This is a genomic window from Phycisphaeraceae bacterium, from assembly GCA_019636795.1.
Taxonomy (GTDB): domain Bacteria; phylum Planctomycetota; class Phycisphaerae; order Phycisphaerales; family UBA1924; genus JAHBWW01.
This window is the reverse complement of record JAHBWW010000003.1, coordinates 613,125-630,306: the sequence shown is the minus strand read 5'-3', so window position 1 is coordinate 630,306 and position 17,182 is coordinate 613,125. Positions and strand designations below refer to the sequence as shown.

Sequence of the window (17,182 nt, the reverse complement as noted above, 5' to 3'; positions counted from 1 at the left end):
ATGACGACGACTGCACCGACTCCTCCATCCGCGCCCCGCAGTTCCAGCCGCCGCGCGCGTCAGTTTCTGCTGCTCGGCTCGATCTTCGGCGTGACGCTGCTCACGACGCTGATCGTGGTCTTCGTGCTGGTGACGATGTTCGAGCACAAGCAGGACGCGCGTTCGCCGTATTTCCGCGTGGTCGATCTCAACGAGACGAGCACGGACCCCGCGCCCTGGGGGCTCAACTGGCCGCACCACTTCGATCAGTACACGATGACGGCCGGCGACACGTTCTACGGCGGCTCGAGCGCGATGCCCCAGAGCAAGCTCGACGAAAGTCCGTGGCTCAAGCGGCTCTATGCGGGCTACGCCTTCAGCATCGACTACCGCGAAGCGCGCGGGCACGCCTACATGCTCTACGACCAGGTCGTGACCGAGCGCGTCAACCAGCGGCAGCAGGCCGGGGCGTGTCTGCACTGCCACGCTTCGACGACGGTGCTCTACCGCAAGGCGGGGCTCGACGCGCTGGGGCTGCCCAGCGACGAGGCGGCGCTCGCGGCCGAGTTCAACATGGAGGCGGTGATCAAGGGTTTCGAGGTGCTCAGCCGCAAGCCCTATCACGAGGTGCTGGCGATGCTCACGCAGATGCCCGACGGCACAGCGCCGGGCAGTCCGGCGGTGTTCGGCGAGCCGCCGGTGGGCGGGTTTGATCCCAAGGCGATGCCCGAGGGGCACTTTGCGATGAGCGAGGCTCACCCGGTCAGCTGCATCGACTGCCATGATCCCAAGACGATGGCGGTGCGCATCACGCGTCCCGGGTTCATGCTGGGGATGGCCAAACTGGCGGCCGGCGATGGACAGGTGCACGCGATGCCCAGCGTCGAGCGGTGGCGGCGCGGCGACCGCAAGGAGCCGTACGACCCCAACAAGCTCGCGACGCGCGCCGAGATGCGTTCGTTCGCGTGCGGGCAGTGCCATGTCGAGTATTACTGCGCGACGCAGGACACGCTGACGTTCCCGTGGGGCTTCGGGCTCAGGGTCGAGGACATGGAGCGGTACTGGGATGAGTTGACGTTTCCCGACGGTACGGCGTTCAAGGACTACGTGCACGCCGAGACGGGCGCGGCGCTCTACAAGGCGCAGCACCCGGAGTTCGAGCTGTGGAACCAGGGCGTGCACGCGCGGGCGGGGGTGAGCTGCGCCGATTGCCACATGCCCTACGAGCGGGTAGGCGCCATGAAACTGAGCAATCACAACGTGCGCAGCCCGATGGAGAACATCAACAACGCCTGCCAGACGTGTCACAAGGTGTCCGAGGCCGAACTGCGCGAGCGGGTGGCGACGATCCAGACGCGGCACAAGGCGTTGATGGAACGGGCGGCGGCGGCGATGGTGTCGATGGTCGATGCGATCATGGAGGCCAAACTCTCGGGCGTAAGCGAGAGTGATCTGTCCGAGGTCTACGACCTGCAGCGGAAGTCGATGTGGCGGCTGGACTTTGTGAGCAGCGAAAACTCGAAGGGGTTTCACGCCCCGCAGGAGGCGGCGCGGATCCTGGGCGAGTCGATCGACTATGCGCGTCAGGCCGAGGCGCTCGCGCTGCGGCTGCGCGCCCCGCAAGCGCCTGAGGTTGTCGCGCCCGAGGACCCGATTCTCGGCGTGACGCCGCGGTGAGCGGGCGCTGGGTGCCCTTGCCTCGGTTATGCCACTGCTCGTGGCCATGCAAGGCCATGGTCACAGCCCCCGGCGGCGTCGGGTTCTGTTCGGTATTCCGTGCAGCAGCCAAACATGAGTCTGGGTGCGTCCGGGCTGGTTTATTCGCGTGACAGGGCCGAAATTCGTCGATTCCCGAGCACGCCGCAGGCGACAACGTCGTGATAAGCGCGATTTTTGGTCAGAATTGATCGACAAAACATCATCGCGCATCGACAAAACATGAACTTGTATCGATGAAACATGAACTCGCATCGATGAAACCTGAGGTTGAATCGACACAACTTCATCTCGCATCGACACAACATGAACTCGCATCGCGCAATTGTCATCTCGTAGCGACAAAACTCCGCCTCGTATCGACCCCCGCTCACCCCGGCGCTCGCTGCTCTCTCCCAAACGGCACCCGCACGCGGCGGCGCGGCCCCGGGTGCTGCCCGCGCGGTGCTCGTTGTCGACTCTGGCCCGCCTTGCTCGACCCGCAAGGCCGGTCTATGATCGTGGCCCGGCTCGGATCTGACGCATCCGGGGCGTTTTGTCGAGGAACACAGCCGCAGACCGCCGCAGGTCTGCAGAAGGAACAGGGCGATGCCGAAACTCAAGACCCACAAGGGCCTGCTCAAGCGGATCCGCATCAGCGCGACCGGCAAGATCCGCCACCGCTCGGCCAACCACAAGCACTTGTCGAGCCACAAGAGCGGCAAGCGCCTGCGCCAGTTGCGCAAGGACCCGTACGCTTCGGGGCCGGACGCCAAGCGCTTCGAGAAGCTGCTGTTCCGTCGCCTCCGCGGGCGCAATGCGCCGCGTTCGGCCATGCGACGCAGCCCCTCGCCCCAGCAGCGTCGCGAGGCGCAGGCGAAGAACGATTGACGATTCGAGTCGGACAGATACAGCACCAGGGACCAGATGGGTCCGATCGTGGTCTGGCGGGACACATTCAGGAAAGTCGGCGCGTGCCGCTCCGCACCAGACGCCAAGGAGATTGAATCATGCCACGAGTCAGCAAGGGCGCCGCCCGCAACCAGGCCCGCCGCAAACTCCGCCGCCTGGCGCGCGGCTACTTCGGGTCCAATCGTCGCTCGCCGTATCGCGCCTATGACGCCGTCGTCCGCGCCGGCTGCTACGCCTTCCGCGACCGCCGCCAGCGCAAGCGCGACATCCGCGCGTTGTGGATCACGCGCATCACCGCCGCCTGCCGCATGCGCAACACCCGCTACAGCCTGTTCATGAACGGGCTGCGCCTTGCGGGCATCACGCTCAACCGCAAGATGCTCAGCCAGATCGCGATCGACGACCCCAAACTGTTCGATCAACTGGTGAGCCAGGCGAGCAAAGCCTCCCGGGCCGTGCCCGCCGCCGCCTGAACAGGGACGAGCGGCCGCGCCGGGGCGCGCCCAACCTCGATAAACACGAATCACCACCAGCCAGCGGCGACGCTGGTTTTTTATGCGCCGCGCGCGGCCAGGCCCGCACGCCGCTGCGCCCGCCCGCGCCCGCGCCGGCTAGAAGTCGAGCCGCTTGCCGGGGATGTCGCCGTCGAACGAGTCTTCGTCAGGCGTGTCGTCGTCGTCGCCGGTGCTCTGCGGGCCGCTGGGCCTGGAGCCCGGTCTGCCCGGATCGCGCTCGCCCGGCGCGTCTGCGGGCTTGTCGGTGGTGTAGTAGGTGCTGCCGCCGGCGCTCGAGTCCTCGTCATCGTCGTCGTCGTCATCATCGTCATTGTCGTCGCCATACCAGGTCGAGTCGTCGTCCTCGTCGAACGAGTCGTCGTCCTCGAACTCGTCTTCATGCGACTCGACGGCGATGCGGGCGGCCGCGGCGGCCCAGGCATCGACATGGGCGGTGGGCGCGGGCCGTGCCGCGCTGCGACGCAGGCGACGCCGACGGACCACGGCGTACGCCGCGAGCGAGACAACCAGCGCGACTAGAAGCCCGAGGACGACGATGGTCAGCGCCAGAGCCTGCGCGATGGCCTGCTGCCGATCGGGATCCAGGGTGGCCAGCGTCAGGTCGAACATGGGTGAACGCTAGGTCGCCATCAGTGCAGGCATCATGGCCCGGAAGGGGCAGGGCGCAGCAGGCCTAAACTCCGAGCACAGGAGCAAGGCATGCAGCTGGAAGCACATCAGCGGGTGATCGATGAACTCGAGGCGCGGATCTTGACCATCCGCGACTCTCTTTGACTACGACGTCAAACGCCAGCGCATGAGTGCGCTCGAGGAGCGCATGGGCGCGACCGATTTCTGGGATCATCAGGACAAGGCGAAGGAAGTCGTCGGGGAACTCAAGCTCATCAAGGCCCAGACCGAGCCACTCAAGATTCTCATGGCCCAGTTCGACGACGCCAGGCTCGCCTACGAGATGTCACGCGAGTCGGATGATGCCGATCTGCTCGAAGAGGCCGACGCGGCGCTGGCGCGGCTGCTGGGCGCGATGGACAAGATCGAACTCCAGTCGCTGCTGGGCGGCAAGTATGACACGCGAGACTGCTACTTCACGATCTCGGCCGGCGACGGCGGCACAGAGGCCAACGACTGGGCCGAGATGCTGCTGCGGATGTATATGTTCTACTTCGAGCGCACCGGATGGAAGGTCGAGGAAGTCTCGCTGACGCATGGCACGGAAGTGGGCATCGACCACGTGACGCTGCTGATCAAGGGGGCCTACGCGTTTGGATACATGTCGTGTGAACGCGGCACGCACCGCCTGGCGCGCGTCAGCCCGTTCAACGCCCAGGGCAAGAGGCAGACAAGTTTCGCAACTGTGGACGTCACGCCGGTGATCGAGGAAGTGGATGTCGAGATCCCGGAGAAGGATCTGGAGATCACGGCCTTTGCGCGGTCGAGCGGCCCCGGCGGGCAGAACGTCAACAAGGTGGCCTCGGCGATTCGGCTGGTGCACAAGCCAACGGGGTTCATGGTGGTGTCGAGCACGTACCGCGATCAGGGGCAGAACAAGCGGCAGGCGATGTCGCTGCTGATGGCCAAGCTCGAACTGCTGGAAGATGAACGCCGCGAGAAGGAGATCAGCGAAGCCTCGGGCGGCAAGCTCGAACACCGCGGCTGGGGGGCGCAGATCCGCAGCTACGTGCTGTACGACAATCGCGTGAAAGATCATCGCACGGGCATGGAAGCCAACCCTGTGGATGTGCTCGATCGCGGCGAACTGGACAAGTTCATCGACGCCGAGCTCAAGCGGCGACGCTCGGAACGAGATTGATGACTTATGGTCCTGCGTGCGATCACACGCCTGCGTCCGCTGACGATCCTGTGGGTTGTGCTGGTGGTGGGCGCGGCGCTGGTGGCACGTGGCGGGCGGCTGGTGGATGTCGAGGCGGTAGCAGAGGGAGAGAAGCAGCGCGCGGAATCGCCCGTGCTCATGCCCGATGAGGCACTCGCGGCCTTCGAGATCGAGCCGGGGTATGAAATCGCTCTCTTTGCTGCCGAGCCGATGATCGAAGACCCGGTGGCGATGGCGTTCGATGAAGACGGTCGGCTCTGGGTCGTCGAGATGCGGAGTTACATGCCCAACGTCGAGGGCGCGGGCGAACTGGTGCCGGTCAGCCGCGTGGTGGTGCTTGAAGACACCGACGCAGACGGGCGTGCTGATCGATCGACGGTGTTTCTCGACGGGCTGGTGCTGCCGCGTGCGATTCTGCCGTGCTTTGGCGGGCTTCTGGTGATCGAGCCTCCGAACCTGCTGTTCTGTCGCGACACCAACGGCGATGGCAAGGCGGACCAGAAGCGAGTGCTGCTCACGGGCTTTGATGGGCACGAGAATCCGGAGCACGCCGGGAATGCGCTGCGCTGGGGCGTTGACAACTGGATTCACCTGTCGCAGTTCAAGATCGACTTGAAGTTTGATGGCCAGACGGTGCTGACGCGGCCCGTGCCGGTGCAAGGCCAGTGGGGCATGACACTCGACGAGTGGGGGCGGTTGTATACCACGCCCAACTCCGAGTCATTGCGCGGCGATCTGCTGCCCAGGCATTATGCTCGGCGCGACGCGAGCAGCCCGAACATTCGCACGGTGTATCACAAGGTTGGTCGCGACGCCGCGACCTTTTCGATTCGCCCGAACACCGGCGTGAACCGTGGCTATCAGCCTCGGATCCTGCGCGAAGACGGGCGACTGGCTTCGCTGACCGCGGCGTGCGGGCCGGCGATGTGCCACTCTTCGCGCTGGGACGACGCGATGCGAGGAGGCGTTTTTGTTTGCGAACCTGCGGGAAATCTTGTCAAAGTCATCCACCGCGACCACGATGCGGCGGGCCTGCCGTTCTGGGTCAATGCGTTCAAGGATCGCGAGTTTCTCGCGTCGCGGGACGAGCGGTTTCGCCCGGTGGAAGCGCAGTTCGGCCCGGACGGGGCGCTCTATATCGCGGATATGTATCGCGGCGTCATTCAGCACCGCATCTACCTGACGGAGTATCTCTCGAAGGAGATTCGCGCCCGCAATCTCGAAAAGCCGATGGGTATGGGGAGGATCTGGCGCATTACGCCGGAAAAGAGCGAGGTGATACCCACGCGGCAACTCTCGCAGGCGAGGGATGAGCAGCTTGTCGAACTGCTGGCCCATGAGGATCAGTGGTACAGGCTGACGGCACAACGGTTGCTCGTGGAGCGGCGCGCGATCGGCGTTGCACCCGCGATTCGAGCGCTTGGTGACAATCTTTCGCCTTGGGCCCGCCTGCATGGACTGTGGACACTCGAGGGCATCGGAGCCTTGGCGCGGGAGGATATCGAACGCGCTTTGAGCGATGCGCATCCGGCAGTGGCGAGTGCAGGCTGTCAACTGGCGGAGCGCGAACTGGATGCCGAACTGATTGAGAAACTTGCCGCGCTGGCTGCTGCCGGGCCGATCCTGCTTCGAGCACAGGCAGCACTTTCGCTTGGGGCCGATTCGGATGCAGCGTTCGGTGCGCTGGTTGGTCTTGCACGCGGGCATGCTGGGGATGCGATTCTGCGTTCTGCGATTATTGCGAGCCTGGGGGCGAACCACGGCCGCGCGCTGCGCGAACTTGCTGTTGATGCTGCGTGGCCGGGACACGACGCGGATCGCGCGATGCTTTCGGAGCTTGCCGATGCGGCCCTGCGAGGTTCAGGAGCGGTGGAGGTGGTCGAACTTGCAGCGATGCTGGCCTCAGATCGCACTACAACTGCGGAACTACTGCTTGCCCGAGTTGCGGCGTGGCAGAGGCTCAATGATGCGAGGCCGCGGCGGCTTGCACTTTCGCACGAACCGACCGGCTGGTCTCAAATGCTCTCGCAACGTTCGGGCCGCCTTGGCGATCTTGCAGCTCGTATCGATGGGCATCTTGCGTGGCCGGGGCGGATTCAGGATGCACCGGTTCAACTGACTTCGGATCAGGAGCAATTGTTTGCGCGCGGCGCACGTTTGTATACATATTGCCAGGGGTGTCACGGTGCGGATGGTGAAGGCATGGGTTCGCAGTATCCGCCGCTGGCTGGTTCGCCGCGGGTGCTTGCCGATGCGGGACTTTTGACGCGCGTGTTACTGCATGGCCTTGAGGGTCAGTTGACGCGCGAAGGCCGCACTTACAACGAATCCATGCCGCCCGCGCCGCTGGGCAGTGACCGCGATTTTGCTGCGGTGATGACATATATTCGACGATCGTGGGGCAATGATGCCGAAGCGGTGGATGCTCAGCTTGTGGAACAAGTGCGGCGCGAGACGCGCGGCCGAAACCGACCATGGCGGGCGGATGAACTGGAATGAGTGTGAGTACAGGAGTACAACGATGCGTACCCATGTCTTGGTCGTTGCCGTCGTCGTACTGACAACAGCGGCTCATGCTCAGAAGCAATGGGATGTGCCGGAGTGGCGCGACGATGGGCCGCGAGAAGTGCTGTTCGATGGCACCAGTCTCGACGCTTGGCGTGTGGACAGCGGTCAGGAGGAGTTCAGTGACTGGACTATTCGTGATGGCGTGCTCAGCAGTGAGAATGGATCGTACCGGCAAACGACTGCCCGATTCGAGGCTTTTCACCTGCGCGTTGAGTATGCCTTGCCTGCATCACGAGATGAGCCCGAGCCGAGTTGGAACGGTCGGCGAGGCATGAGTGCGGTGTTGATGCCGTGTGGGCTGTTGGTTGAATTGTTCAAGGCCGTGCCGCGTGCGTATGAGTCGGTGGTGCTGGTTGATGGCTTGCGGCGCATTGAGCCTCAGATGCCGGCTGGTGTTGCGACAACGGATTGGCAGATGGTTGAGATCGTGTATTACCCGGCATGGGTGGATGTTGATCTCAAGGTTCAGCCTCCTTCGGTCAGCGTCATTCATAACGGCCTTGTGGTGCATGAGCGGGTTACAGGTGCGGCGCGGGTAGAGGACTTCTCTTCGCTTCGGCTGATGACATCCGGCCATATCGGGCTGAGGATCGGTGGTCCGCACAACGAGTCGGTGCGATTTCGTCATATCAGCGTGCGGCCCATCAAGAATCAAGAATCGAGAGCCTGGCCGCTTCTGTACCCGCTCTTCTCCCCCGACAGCGCTGACGGCTGGTCGCGGCGGGGTGAAGGTCAGGCTGAGTTTCGGATAGCCGAGGGTCAGGTCATCGGCACAACGAAGCCACATCAGCCGAACTCATTTCTCTGCACAGATCGCGTGTATTCTGACTTTGAACTTGATCTGGAATTTCTTGTTCACCCGGAACTCAACTCAGGCTTGCAGATTCGCAGCCGGGTGGAGAAAGATGCGAATGGTCGTCCGTCTGTGACGGGGTATCAGGTTGAGATCGATCCATCGCCTCGAGCGTGGACGGGGGGTATTTATGAAGAGCGAAGTCGACGAGGCTGGCTTGCGCACCTGAAGGAAAACTCAACTGCACGCGATGCATTCAGACAAGGCGAGTGGAATCGCCTGCGCGTCCTGGCTGAGGGCTCTCGCATTCGTACATGGATCAACGGCGTACCTGCTGCGGATCTTGTGGATGAAGCGGCTTCTGAGGGATTCATCGGACTTCAAGTTCACAGCGTGGGGGGACGCGAAGACCCGCTTGAAGTCAGGTTTCGCAACGTTCGCATCCGTGAACTCAAGCCGAGCAGGTGGGTGCCGATTGAGGCCGAGTGATTCGTTTGGTCAGGGCAGAGTCGCGCCGGTTTGACATTCTCGCCTCGCTGCCCAGAGGATTCCGCCGAGCAGGTGCTGGAGAAACTCGGGTTCGCTGAATGATTCGTTGGTATGTCCTCCTGCGGTGTAGAACGCCCGGCCTCCGTCCATTTCGTGGTACCACGCAATCGGGTGGTTGCCCGCGTGTGCGCTGCCGGTGTAGGTGGATGTGTCGAGTGTCGCGAGGACATTGACGTGTTCGGGGGCCTTTTGAAAATTGTACCATTCGTCATTGCGACCCCAGCGTTCGGGCAGGTGTCGCGTCGAGCAGTGCTCGTGATCGTGAACTTCAACGACAGCGGGCTGAGTCGGCGGGTGGCCGGCGAAATACGCACCGACGAGGCGGCCATACCAGGGCCAGTCGTACTCGGTGTCGGACGCAGAGTGAATGCCTACGAACCCGCCGCCACGCTGTATGAAGCGTTCAAAGGCAGCCTGTTGTTCATCGTCAAGCACATCGCCGGTGGTGTTGAGGAAGACGACCACATCGAAGGCTGCGAGTGAGCCATCAGTGAACATTGCGGGGTTTTCGGTGCTCACTGTGTCGAATCCATGCTGGAAACCGAGTTTGCGCAGGGCCTCGATGCCGGGCTCGATTGAACCATGCCTGAATCCGGCTGTTCGAGAATAGACGAGCACTGCGAGGCGGTCGCGCTGTGTAGGAGCGGGCTGCTTGTTGAGCGTGTACCACGCTTCGTTGGACCACAACTCATCGCCTTCATTGCTTGTGATGTTGGCCACGACATGCACCACGTGCCCTTCCTTGAGCCCCGGAATGGTGAGCCAGGCGCTCTTGCTGTCGGTGCTCTGGATCATGTGTTCGACGCTCAGTCGCTCGACATCGAGTTTGGGTCCGCCATACTCGGGTGATGGTTCGTATCGGTACTGCTCGATGAAGTACCGCGATGCGTCGGTCAGCTGTTCGCCATGCACAGGTTTGGTGAACTCGATATGAAAACCGCCCGCAACCGCCCGGACGGCCGCGATTTCGAACGCGAGACTGCCTGTCGGCGTCAGGCGCTGCAATCCGAATGTTGTGCCTCGCCAGTTCCAGTTTCCTCCGGCCCCGGTGCCTCCGATGTAGATTGTGCCATCATCATCCACGACGAGCCGGTTCACGCCGCATTCGAGTCCTTGCGTGAATCGAAACACCGCGCCCTGTGTGACGCCTTCTACTTCTTCGAGCAGGACGCGACGAATACCCCCGGCGGTGAGTTCGCCCAGATACATCTGGCCTGCAAACGGACCGTCAGGAATCACAACCATGTTGGTGGGGGAGTTGCTCACTTCACCATGCGGCAGCCACAGTGCCGGGGGAGAGACGGGTTTGCTCTCAAAGGGTCCTGCGAAACCACCAGTGGGATAGAGCGTGCCCTTTGCGGTTGCGTTGTAGTGGCCGTAGAACGCGCCGGGCTCGATCGCGTATATGCAACTCGTGGGCTTCCACGCCCCTTGGTTGTCGGAAACGAGAATTTGTCCACGAGGTCCGATGCCGAGGCCGTTGGGCGTGCGGAATCCTCCTGCGATGTACTCGATCTGTCTGGTCGCGAGGTCGACTTTCAGAAGCGTGCCTCGGTTGCGCGGGTTTGGTCCATTGAGCCCGACGTAGCCGAACTTGTGCGCTTCGGCGCTGTCGATAAAAATCGATGTCGAGAGCGCTGCGTAGAGCGAGCCGTCTCTTTCGACGAGGCCAAAGGTAAAGTGGTGGTAGTTGTCGCTGATCCAACCGCGTGCGACGGGATCGTGTTTTTCAAACCATCCGTCTCCATCGTCATCGCGCAGCCGCGTGATTTCATTGCGCTGCGAGACGTAGACAACACCATCAACCACGCAGAGCCCTGCGGGTTCGAAGAGTCCTTCTGCGACCTTTCGCACCACGATGTCGTGGGGCGCTGCGCGTGGGTTGTCGATGGCCCAGACAACACCATCGGGTTTTGTGCGCACACCATCGCGCCATCCATCCTGATTGGGGCTGAAGGTGGCCAAGTAGAGCGTGCCGTCGCCCGCGAGTGACATGGCGCTGACTTGCGGTTCAAATCCCTCCGGGCGGATTGTGTTGACGGCAAAACTGGGATGTACGCCTTCGAGCGGCATGCCGCTGCCCGGGCGCATGGCGCCTGCTGCGCCCATGAGGCGCTTGGGCCCTGGCGAGGTGACGGGCGTCAGTCCGACTTTGGTCACGAGCGCCGCAGGGGGCACGGTTTCCCAGGTCTGGCTTGCGGGAGTGCGCCAGAGCAACCGCAGCGATTGCTGTCCGTCGTTTTCAAAGTAGTCAATCCGGAGCGGATGAAGCCCGGCTTGAAGTTCGATCTCGGTTTCTTTGCGGAGCGTGGGGTGGATCCCGTCGTGGTCGATGACAACCGAGCCATTGATCCAGAGCCGTGATCCATCATCACTTTCCATCGCGATGCCGTAGACCCCACCTTCCTCGATCAGCAGGGCCCCGAGCACCTCCACCACGAAGAAGTCGGTCAATCCTCCGAAATCGCTGGGATTCGTCCAGTCGATCCCTGGCGCGACGCGATCGACATTGGGGGTCTGCCCTTCAACCAGAGTCGGCAGGCGGCCCATAGGATGTCCGATGTCGTAGATCCGTTGTGTGACTCCGAACTCATGCCCAGCGGGAGGATTGCCCGCGCCGGCTGTGCACAGCGCTACGACCAGGCTCAGCGTGTTTATCATGAACCAAGCATAACGTCTCGGGCCTGCGGAATCTGTAACAACGGAGACACACTTTGCTCTTTCACAAGATCGACTCGATTTTTTCTCGTCTGATTCCGATCATTGCGATCGCTGTCCTCGTGCTGCCAGCTTCAGCCCAGCCGGTGGACGTGCGTGAGCCGCTACGGGCGATGATCGCCGAGGCCCGTGATGCGGTTTTTCCTGCACTCGTGCACATCGAATCGCATACGGTCGAATACTGGTCCGGGCAGGAGTCCAAGGGCATCTCCACGGGTTCGGGCACGATCATCGACTCGTCGGGCCTTGTGCTGACCAATGCTCACGTCACCCGCAACGGGCGGCGTTACATGTGCACCCTGGCTGACAAGCAGCAGATCCCCGCCACACTCGTGGGCGAAGACCCATGGACTGACCTGGCCCTCCTTCAACTCGATATGTCGAAGTTGGCGGGCTATGAGGGCGGGCTTCCCAGTGCCGCCTTTGGCGACAGCACGCGTGTGGAGACTGGTGATTTTGTCATGGCGATGGGTTCACCTTTCGCGCTTGACCGAACTGTCACGCTCGGGATTGTCTCGAACACCGAGCGCGTTTTCACCGCTGGGGCGACCAAAGAAGTCGAGCATCTCCAGCTCGACAACTTCGGTCAGCGTACGGGGCTGTTCACGTCGTGGATCCAGCACGACGCCCTCATCAACCCCGGCAATAGCGGCGGACCTCTGGTCAACATGCGGGGGCAGATCATCGGCATCAACACGCGGGGCGGCGGGGGCAACGGCTTTGCAACGCCCAGCACTATCGCCCGCGACGTCACACGCGATCTGCGCGAGCATGGCTCCGTGCCGCGCAGCTGGATCGGTGTCGGGTTCAAACATCTCGATCGCACCGGATTCGATCATGGCGTGTTTGTCGATTCTGTCGATACCGATGGCCCGGCGTACGCAGCCGGCCTTCGCGCCGGTGATGTCATGACTCACGTCAACCGTGAGCCAATCACGATCCGCTTTCCCGAGCAGATCCCATCGCTCGAACGCGACATCGCGTCAACCCGAATCGGGCAGGCCATCGCGGTTCGTGTCCTGCGATCTGGTGAAGAACTGGATCTGGACATCATCACCCAGAGGCTCGAACTCGATCATATCGGGCGTGTCTCGCTGCGTCCGCTGGGCCTGACTATTGCCGATATCACGCCGTACCGCGCGCGCTGGCTGAGGCTCGATTCGACTGACGGGGCGCTGGTGCAGGGCACCCGCAGCGGCATGCCCGCCGAACTGGCTCAGCCGCCGCTCCAGTGGGGCGATCTCATTCATCGCGTGCATGGTCAGCCCATCAAGAGCATCAGCGACTTCGTGGATCTCTATAACTCTCTGCGCGATTCGGACGAGCTTCCCGAGTATCTGGTCGTCGAGTTTGCCCGGCGTGACGCGCAAATGGTCACGGCATTGCGCACGAACCTGCCCGAGCCTGGTGACCCTCCGGCGGATCTTCCAAAGGCCTGGCTCGGCATCGAGACGCAGCCGATCGTGTCCGAACTTGCTCGTCAACTGTCGATCACCACCGGGTTTCGCGTGACGCGCATCTACCCGCAGACCACCGCTGCCGACTCGGGCCTGCATGTTGGTGACATCATCACGGCCATCAACGACGTTGCGGTACAGCCTACAGCGATCGAGCAGGCCGGTCTGCTGGGTCGCGAGATCCGGCGACATGACATCGACTCGCGAGCAACGCTGTCGGTCGTTCGTGACGGGGCGACCCAGACTGTTGATGTCGTGCTCGAGCGATCGCGCACCACGCCGGCCGAGGCCCGCCGCGAGCGCAACCGCGACTTTGGTCTGACGGTGCGCGCCATCACATTCTTCGATCGCATCGATAACCGTTGGGACGAGGAGGTCAAGGGGGTGCTGGTCGAGGGTGTCGAGGATGGCAGCTGGGCCGGGGCGGGAGGCATCGCGCGTGGCGATCTGATCCAGCAGATCGGGGACTCGCCGGTGCTGGGGCTGGCGTCGTTCAAGTCCGCGATCGAGACGGTCATCGACACGCAGCCCGAGCGCGTTGTATTTCGCATCCTGCGCGGCTATCGCACGTCGTTCCGCTTCGTCGAACCCGAGTGGAAGCCGCAGGTTCAGGCCGAGGACTAAACTTCTCCCGGCGTGCCTCATCGGCCGCCCGATCAGGCGTCAACACCGCGGGAACGCTCCCGCCCAACTCAGGAGTCCCGCATGTTCACTCTCACCGCCGCGCTTGTCGCGTGGTCGTTCATTCAGTCTCCCGCTGCGATCGAGGCTCCGGCCCCGGCGGCTCGTGTTGTCTCGTCGTCCGAAGCGACCTACGCCAAGCTTGCCAAGGAAGTCGCCCCCGCGATCGTCAACGTCAAGTTCGTCATGGACTTTGACAGCGGCTTTGGGGGCGAGCAGAGCGAAGAGAGCGAGGTCCATGGCGTGATGATTCGCGAGGACGGCATTGTGCTGGTCTCGAGCGCCATGATGTTCGGCTATGAGGGCATGGGCTTCGAGATCCGCCCGCGCGAGATCAAGGTGCTCGTCGGCGAAGACACCGAAGGCCTGGACGCGACGGTGATCATCCGCGATCGCGAGCGCGATCTGGCCTGGCTGCGCATCGCTCCCAAGGCCGAGCAGAAGTTCGCGGCCGTGGCGTTTGCGGGCGGGTCGAGTGTGAATCTCGGGGCCGAGGTGCTTCAGGTGATGAAGCTCGATAAGTATTTCGATCGCGCCGCGTACATCGTCGAGGGCAAGGTGGCGGCGATTGTCAGCAAGCCACGGAGTCTGTTTGTCGCCAGCGGCAACGTGACCGTCGGGCTGCCGGTGTTCGCCAGCGACGGAGCGGTCGTGGGCTTTGGAGTGCTGCAGTTGCCCGAGCAGGACGAGATGATGGCCATGCAGAACTCGATGACCGGCCAGCTGGTCTTTGCTCACACGGTCCTGCCGGCTGCGGATGTCGCGGCTGCGACAGACAGGGCACTGGCCGATCTTGACAACGATGAGTAAGTCGAGTTGACGTGAGTGCCGGGGCCGGGCGGCGCTCGAGCCGTTCAGACGAGGTGGCCGTGCAGAGCGAGTCGCTCGGCCGATGTGATGTGCACGCGCACGATCTGTCCGACGAAATGTTCGGCGAGGTTTGTGGCGGGATCGGTCTGGGCCTCAGCGTCAAAGAACACGATCTGGTCGCCTTCGGTGCGGCCGCTCAGCTGCACGCTCTGGCCGGGATCTGTTTCGAGATCGAGGACGGCCGCATGCGAGGCGCGACCGCCGACGGTCAGTTCGATCATGCCGCTGCCGGGCTTGACATCGGTGCCGCGCTTCTTGTGTTCGCGGCGGCTCAGACCCTCGACGAGCACGTCGAACGTGCGCCCGACCTGCTGGCGCGAGATGGCGTCGGAGATCTCGGCCTGCACGGCCAGCAGCGCGTTGTTGCGCTGGCGTTTGACCTCTTCGCTCACGTCATCGGCGAGTTTGTCAAAGGCGATGGTGCCCGGACGCGGCGAATACTTGAAGATGTAGCAGTTCTTGTAACGGCTGCGCTGCACCAGCGCGATGGTCTTGTCGAAGTCTTCGTCGGTTTCGGTCGGGAAGCCGACGATGATGTCGCCCGAGAGCATCAGGGGCCTCCCCTTTTCGGGCTCGTCGAGGTACTCGCGGCAGCGGGCGAGGAACTCGTCGTACTCGCTGACCGAATACCCCCGGTTCATCGCGCTCAGGATGCGATCCGAGCCGCTCTGGCCCGGCGCATGGATGTAGCGGCACAGGCGGGGGCTGGCGCGCATGACGTCGAGGACATCATCGCCAAAGTCGCGCGGGTAACTGGTGATGAAGCGCAGGCGCAGAATCTCGGGCACGCGCTCGTGAATCATGTGCAGCAGATCGGCGAACGTCGTGACGCGCGAGCCGGCGAACGGATCGCGCCGATGCCCGCCCTTATAGCTGCGTCCCTTCTGCGGCTGGGTGATGCCGCCGGCGCTGACGGCCGCGTCGTGCTCGAAACGGTAGTGATTGACCGTCTGGCCGAGGAGCGTGATCTCGATGACGCCGGTGTCAGCCAGGCGTTTGCACTCGTCGATGATGTGCTGGGGCGGGCGGTGAACTTCGGCCCCGCGCGTGAAGGGCACAACGCAGTAGGTGCAGAACTTGTTGCACCCGCGCGTGATGCGGACGTACGCGCTGCGGCGGTGGGCGCTGTCCGTCGGCGCGATGGTGCGCGACAGGTCGAGCATTTCCAGCGAGTCGGCGGCGGCGGCGAGAGTCGAACTGCGGCGCGAGGCCCCGCCGGCCAGCGCTGCGATGCGTGCCGAGACGCGCGCGGCCGAGGCCGGGTCGTCGGCCAGCAGCGAGAGGCGCGTGCGCACGGCGTTGTCGAGGAGGTCGGGCAGCTTGTCGAGTTCAGCCGGGCCGCACATCAGGTCAACGACCGGCATGCGCTTCATCAGCCCCGCCCCGTCGCGCTCGGCCATGCAGCCGAGGACGCCGACGACCAGGTCGGGCCTTTGGGCCTTGCGGTCCTTCAGGTCGCCCAGGCGGCTCCAGACCTTCTGCTCGGCGTGCTCGCGGACCGAGCAGGTGTTGTAGAGGACGATGTCGGCCGCTTCGCTGTCGGCGGTGAAGGCGTAGCCCAGATCGGCCAGCCGCCCGGCGACGAGCTCTGAGTCGAGCTCGTTCATCTGGCAGCCGAAGGTTTCGAGATAGACGGTCCGCTGAGCCATGGGAGGGATGGTACGCACGGCCCTGCGGGCGTCGGCAGGGCGGGCGGGGGGCGCAGGTTCTGCGCCCGCTGGCGCTGCACACGCTGGAGTTGACACGAGAATTCCTCGAGTTGACACGACAATTTCTCGCGTTGACACGATAATTCCTCGAGCTGCAGGAGTTGCAACGCGCGCTGACACGATAATTCCGCGCGTTGACACGACAATTCCGCGCGCTGCAGGCGTTGCAACGCGCGCTGACACGATAATTTCTCGAGCTGCAGGCGTTGCAACGCGCGCTGCAGGAGTACAAACGCGCGTTTCAAGAGTACCAATGCGCGCTTTTCGGGTCGCAACCGCCGCTCGCGGCTCGCAAACCCGGCATGATCGCGCCATATCGCCCCGTGTTCGACGCAGATCGCGCCATGCACCCGTCCAGAGTCCAACTGTGCCGCAACCGATCACGGGCGATCAGGTATGATGCCCATATCCCATGCGCGATCACCGCAACAACCGGGTCCGCAAGCGCTCTTTCAACTGGAGTTTGTGGGTCCGCATGCCCAATGCCTTCGCCCGTCGCGCACGATTTCGGTACTTCATGGCCTCGTGGTTCTACGCCGTGCTTGTGACGCTCCCATGGTTCGGAACCGCCTGCGCCATACCGCTGTATTTTGACTTGTTTCTACCCGAAGATCCGGGTGATCTTGACCTCGCGGCGGTTGAAGCGTGGATGGCTTGGCTCCCTTTGATCTACATCGCCGGTTTCGCCGCATCTGCGCAGGCGCTTTTGTGATGTGGTTCATCCTGCTGCGTCCTCGCGTGGCCGATCTCATCGCCGCTGCCGGCCGCTGCGCCGCGTGCGGCTACGACCTGACCGCCACGCCGCCCGAAGCCGACGGCCTGAGCGTCTGTCCTGAGTGCGGCGGCGCGTGGCGCGTGCGCGAGCCATCGGCTCCGGCCTGAATCAAGGCGAGGCCCGCCCCCGT

At 63.3% G+C, this 17,182-nt stretch carries 13 protein-coding genes; 10 read left to right on the top strand and 3 right to left on the bottom strand.

Features of this window, described 5'->3' with window-relative positions; genetic code table 11:
• The 3 genes from KF757_08740 (at position 1) to rplT (ending at position 3,059) form a co-directional block, all read left to right on the top strand.
• Positions 1 to 1,656 carry an ammonia-forming cytochrome c nitrite reductase subunit c552 gene (locus KF757_08740; GenBank protein MBX3323061.1) on the top strand — a complete coding sequence of 552 codons (1,656 nt, stop codon included), beginning with the start codon at positions 1 to 3 and terminating at the stop codon, positions 1,654 to 1,656.
• A 627-nt stretch (positions 1,657 to 2,283) separates the two neighbouring features.
• A complete protein-coding gene (rpmI, locus tag KF757_08735) occupies positions 2,284 to 2,565 on the top strand; it encodes a 50S ribosomal protein L35 (GenBank protein MBX3323060.1) in 282 nt (93 codons plus the stop codon).
• 119 nt (positions 2,566 to 2,684) lie between these two features.
• Entirely contained in the window at positions 2,685 to 3,059 is a 375-nt protein-coding gene (rplT, locus tag KF757_08730) for a 50S ribosomal protein L20 (protein ID MBX3323059.1), read from the top strand.
• 138 nt (positions 3,060 to 3,197) lie between these two features.
• Here the strand turns inward: rplT and KF757_08725 are convergent, their stop codons facing one another.
• Positions 3,198 to 3,710 (bottom strand): hypothetical protein, encoded by a 513-nt coding sequence (locus tag KF757_08725; protein MBX3323058.1) that lies wholly within the window; start codon positions 3,708 to 3,710, stop codon positions 3,198 to 3,200.
• A gap of 187 nt (positions 3,711 to 3,897) precedes the next feature.
• On the opposite strand from KF757_08725, the gene prfB reads away from it, so the two are divergent.
• Genes prfB through KF757_08710 form a run of 3 tightly spaced genes read left to right on the top strand, consistent with a single transcriptional unit; the run spans position 3,898 to position 8,782 of the window.
• Entirely contained in the window at positions 3,898 to 4,911 is a 1,014-nt protein-coding gene (prfB, locus tag KF757_08720) for a peptide chain release factor 2 (protein ID MBX3323057.1), read from the top strand.
• A gap of 6 nt (positions 4,912 to 4,917) precedes the next feature.
• Positions 4,918 to 7,431, top strand: coding sequence for a c-type cytochrome (locus KF757_08715; GenBank protein MBX3323056.1), 2,514 nt, complete (start codon positions 4,918 to 4,920; stop codon positions 7,429 to 7,431).
• A 22-nt stretch (positions 7,432 to 7,453) separates the two neighbouring features.
• Positions 7,454 to 8,782: a DUF1080 domain-containing protein gene (locus KF757_08710; GenBank protein ID MBX3323055.1), complete on the top strand. Its 1,329-nt coding sequence runs from the start codon at positions 7,454 to 7,456 to the stop codon at positions 8,780 to 8,782.
• Positions 8,783 to 8,791: 9 nt separating this feature from the next.
• On the opposite strand, the gene KF757_08705 is transcribed toward KF757_08710, so the two are convergent.
• Complete coding sequence (locus KF757_08705; protein ID MBX3323054.1) at positions 8,792 to 11,503, bottom strand: ThuA domain-containing protein; 2,712 nt, start codon at positions 11,501 to 11,503, stop codon at positions 8,792 to 8,794.
• A 53-nt stretch (positions 11,504 to 11,556) separates the two neighbouring features.
• Between KF757_08705 and KF757_08700 the strand changes: the two genes are divergently transcribed.
• Entirely contained in the window at positions 11,557 to 13,641 is a 2,085-nt protein-coding gene (locus KF757_08700) for a PDZ domain-containing protein (GenBank protein MBX3323053.1), read from the top strand.
• 81 nt (positions 13,642 to 13,722) lie between these two features.
• Entirely contained in the window at positions 13,723 to 14,508 is a 786-nt protein-coding gene (locus KF757_08695; protein ID MBX3323052.1) for a hypothetical protein, read from the top strand.
• 44 nt (positions 14,509 to 14,552) lie between these two features.
• On the opposite strand, the gene KF757_08690 is transcribed toward KF757_08695, so the two are convergent.
• Positions 14,553 to 16,217: a MiaB/RimO family radical SAM methylthiotransferase gene (locus KF757_08690; protein MBX3323051.1), complete on the bottom strand. Its 1,665-nt coding sequence runs from the start codon at positions 16,215 to 16,217 to the stop codon at positions 14,553 to 14,555.
• 472 nt (positions 16,218 to 16,689) lie between these two features.
• On the opposite strand from KF757_08690, the gene KF757_08685 reads away from it, so the two are divergent.
• Both KF757_08685 and KF757_08680 read left to right on the top strand, forming a co-directional pair.
• Positions 16,690 to 16,989, top strand: coding sequence for a hypothetical protein (locus KF757_08685; GenBank protein ID MBX3323050.1), 300 nt, complete (start codon positions 16,690 to 16,692; stop codon positions 16,987 to 16,989).
• On the top strand, positions 16,986 to 17,159 hold the full coding sequence (locus tag KF757_08680; protein ID MBX3323049.1) for a hypothetical protein: 174 nt from the start codon (positions 16,986 to 16,988) through the stop codon (positions 17,157 to 17,159). The genes KF757_08685 and KF757_08680 overlap by 4 nt, the downstream gene beginning before the upstream one ends.
• Positions 17,160 to 17,182: the final 23 nt, after the last annotated feature.

Coding starts and splice junctions, on each gene's coding strand:
- KF757_08710 (MBX3323055.1), top strand. CDS start 7,454: ATGCGTACCCATGTCTTGGTCGTTGCCGTCGTCGTACTGACAACAGCG.
- rpmI (MBX3323060.1), top strand. CDS start 2,284: ATGCCGAAACTCAAGACCCACAAGGGCCTGCTCAAGCGGATCCGCATC.
- KF757_08685 (MBX3323050.1), top strand. CDS start 16,690: ATGCGCGATCACCGCAACAACCGGGTCCGCAAGCGCTCTTTCAACTGG.
- KF757_08690 (MBX3323051.1), bottom strand. CDS start 16,217: ATGGCTCAGCGGACCGTCTATCTCGAAACCTTCGGCTGCCAGATGAAC.
- KF757_08705 (MBX3323054.1), bottom strand. CDS start 11,503: ATGATAAACACGCTGAGCCTGGTCGTAGCGCTGTGCACAGCCGGCGCG.
- prfB (MBX3323057.1), top strand. CDS start 3,898: ATGAGTGCGCTCGAGGAGCGCATGGGCGCGACCGATTTCTGGGATCAT.
- KF757_08715 (MBX3323056.1), top strand. CDS start 4,918: ATGGTCCTGCGTGCGATCACACGCCTGCGTCCGCTGACGATCCTGTGG.
- KF757_08695 (MBX3323052.1), top strand. CDS start 13,723: ATGTTCACTCTCACCGCCGCGCTTGTCGCGTGGTCGTTCATTCAGTCT.
- KF757_08740 (MBX3323061.1), top strand. CDS start 1: ATGACGACGACTGCACCGACTCCTCCATCCGCGCCCCGCAGTTCCAGC.
- KF757_08725 (MBX3323058.1), bottom strand. CDS start 3,710: ATGTTCGACCTGACGCTGGCCACCCTGGATCCCGATCGGCAGCAGGCC.
- rplT (MBX3323059.1), top strand. CDS start 2,685: ATGCCACGAGTCAGCAAGGGCGCCGCCCGCAACCAGGCCCGCCGCAAA.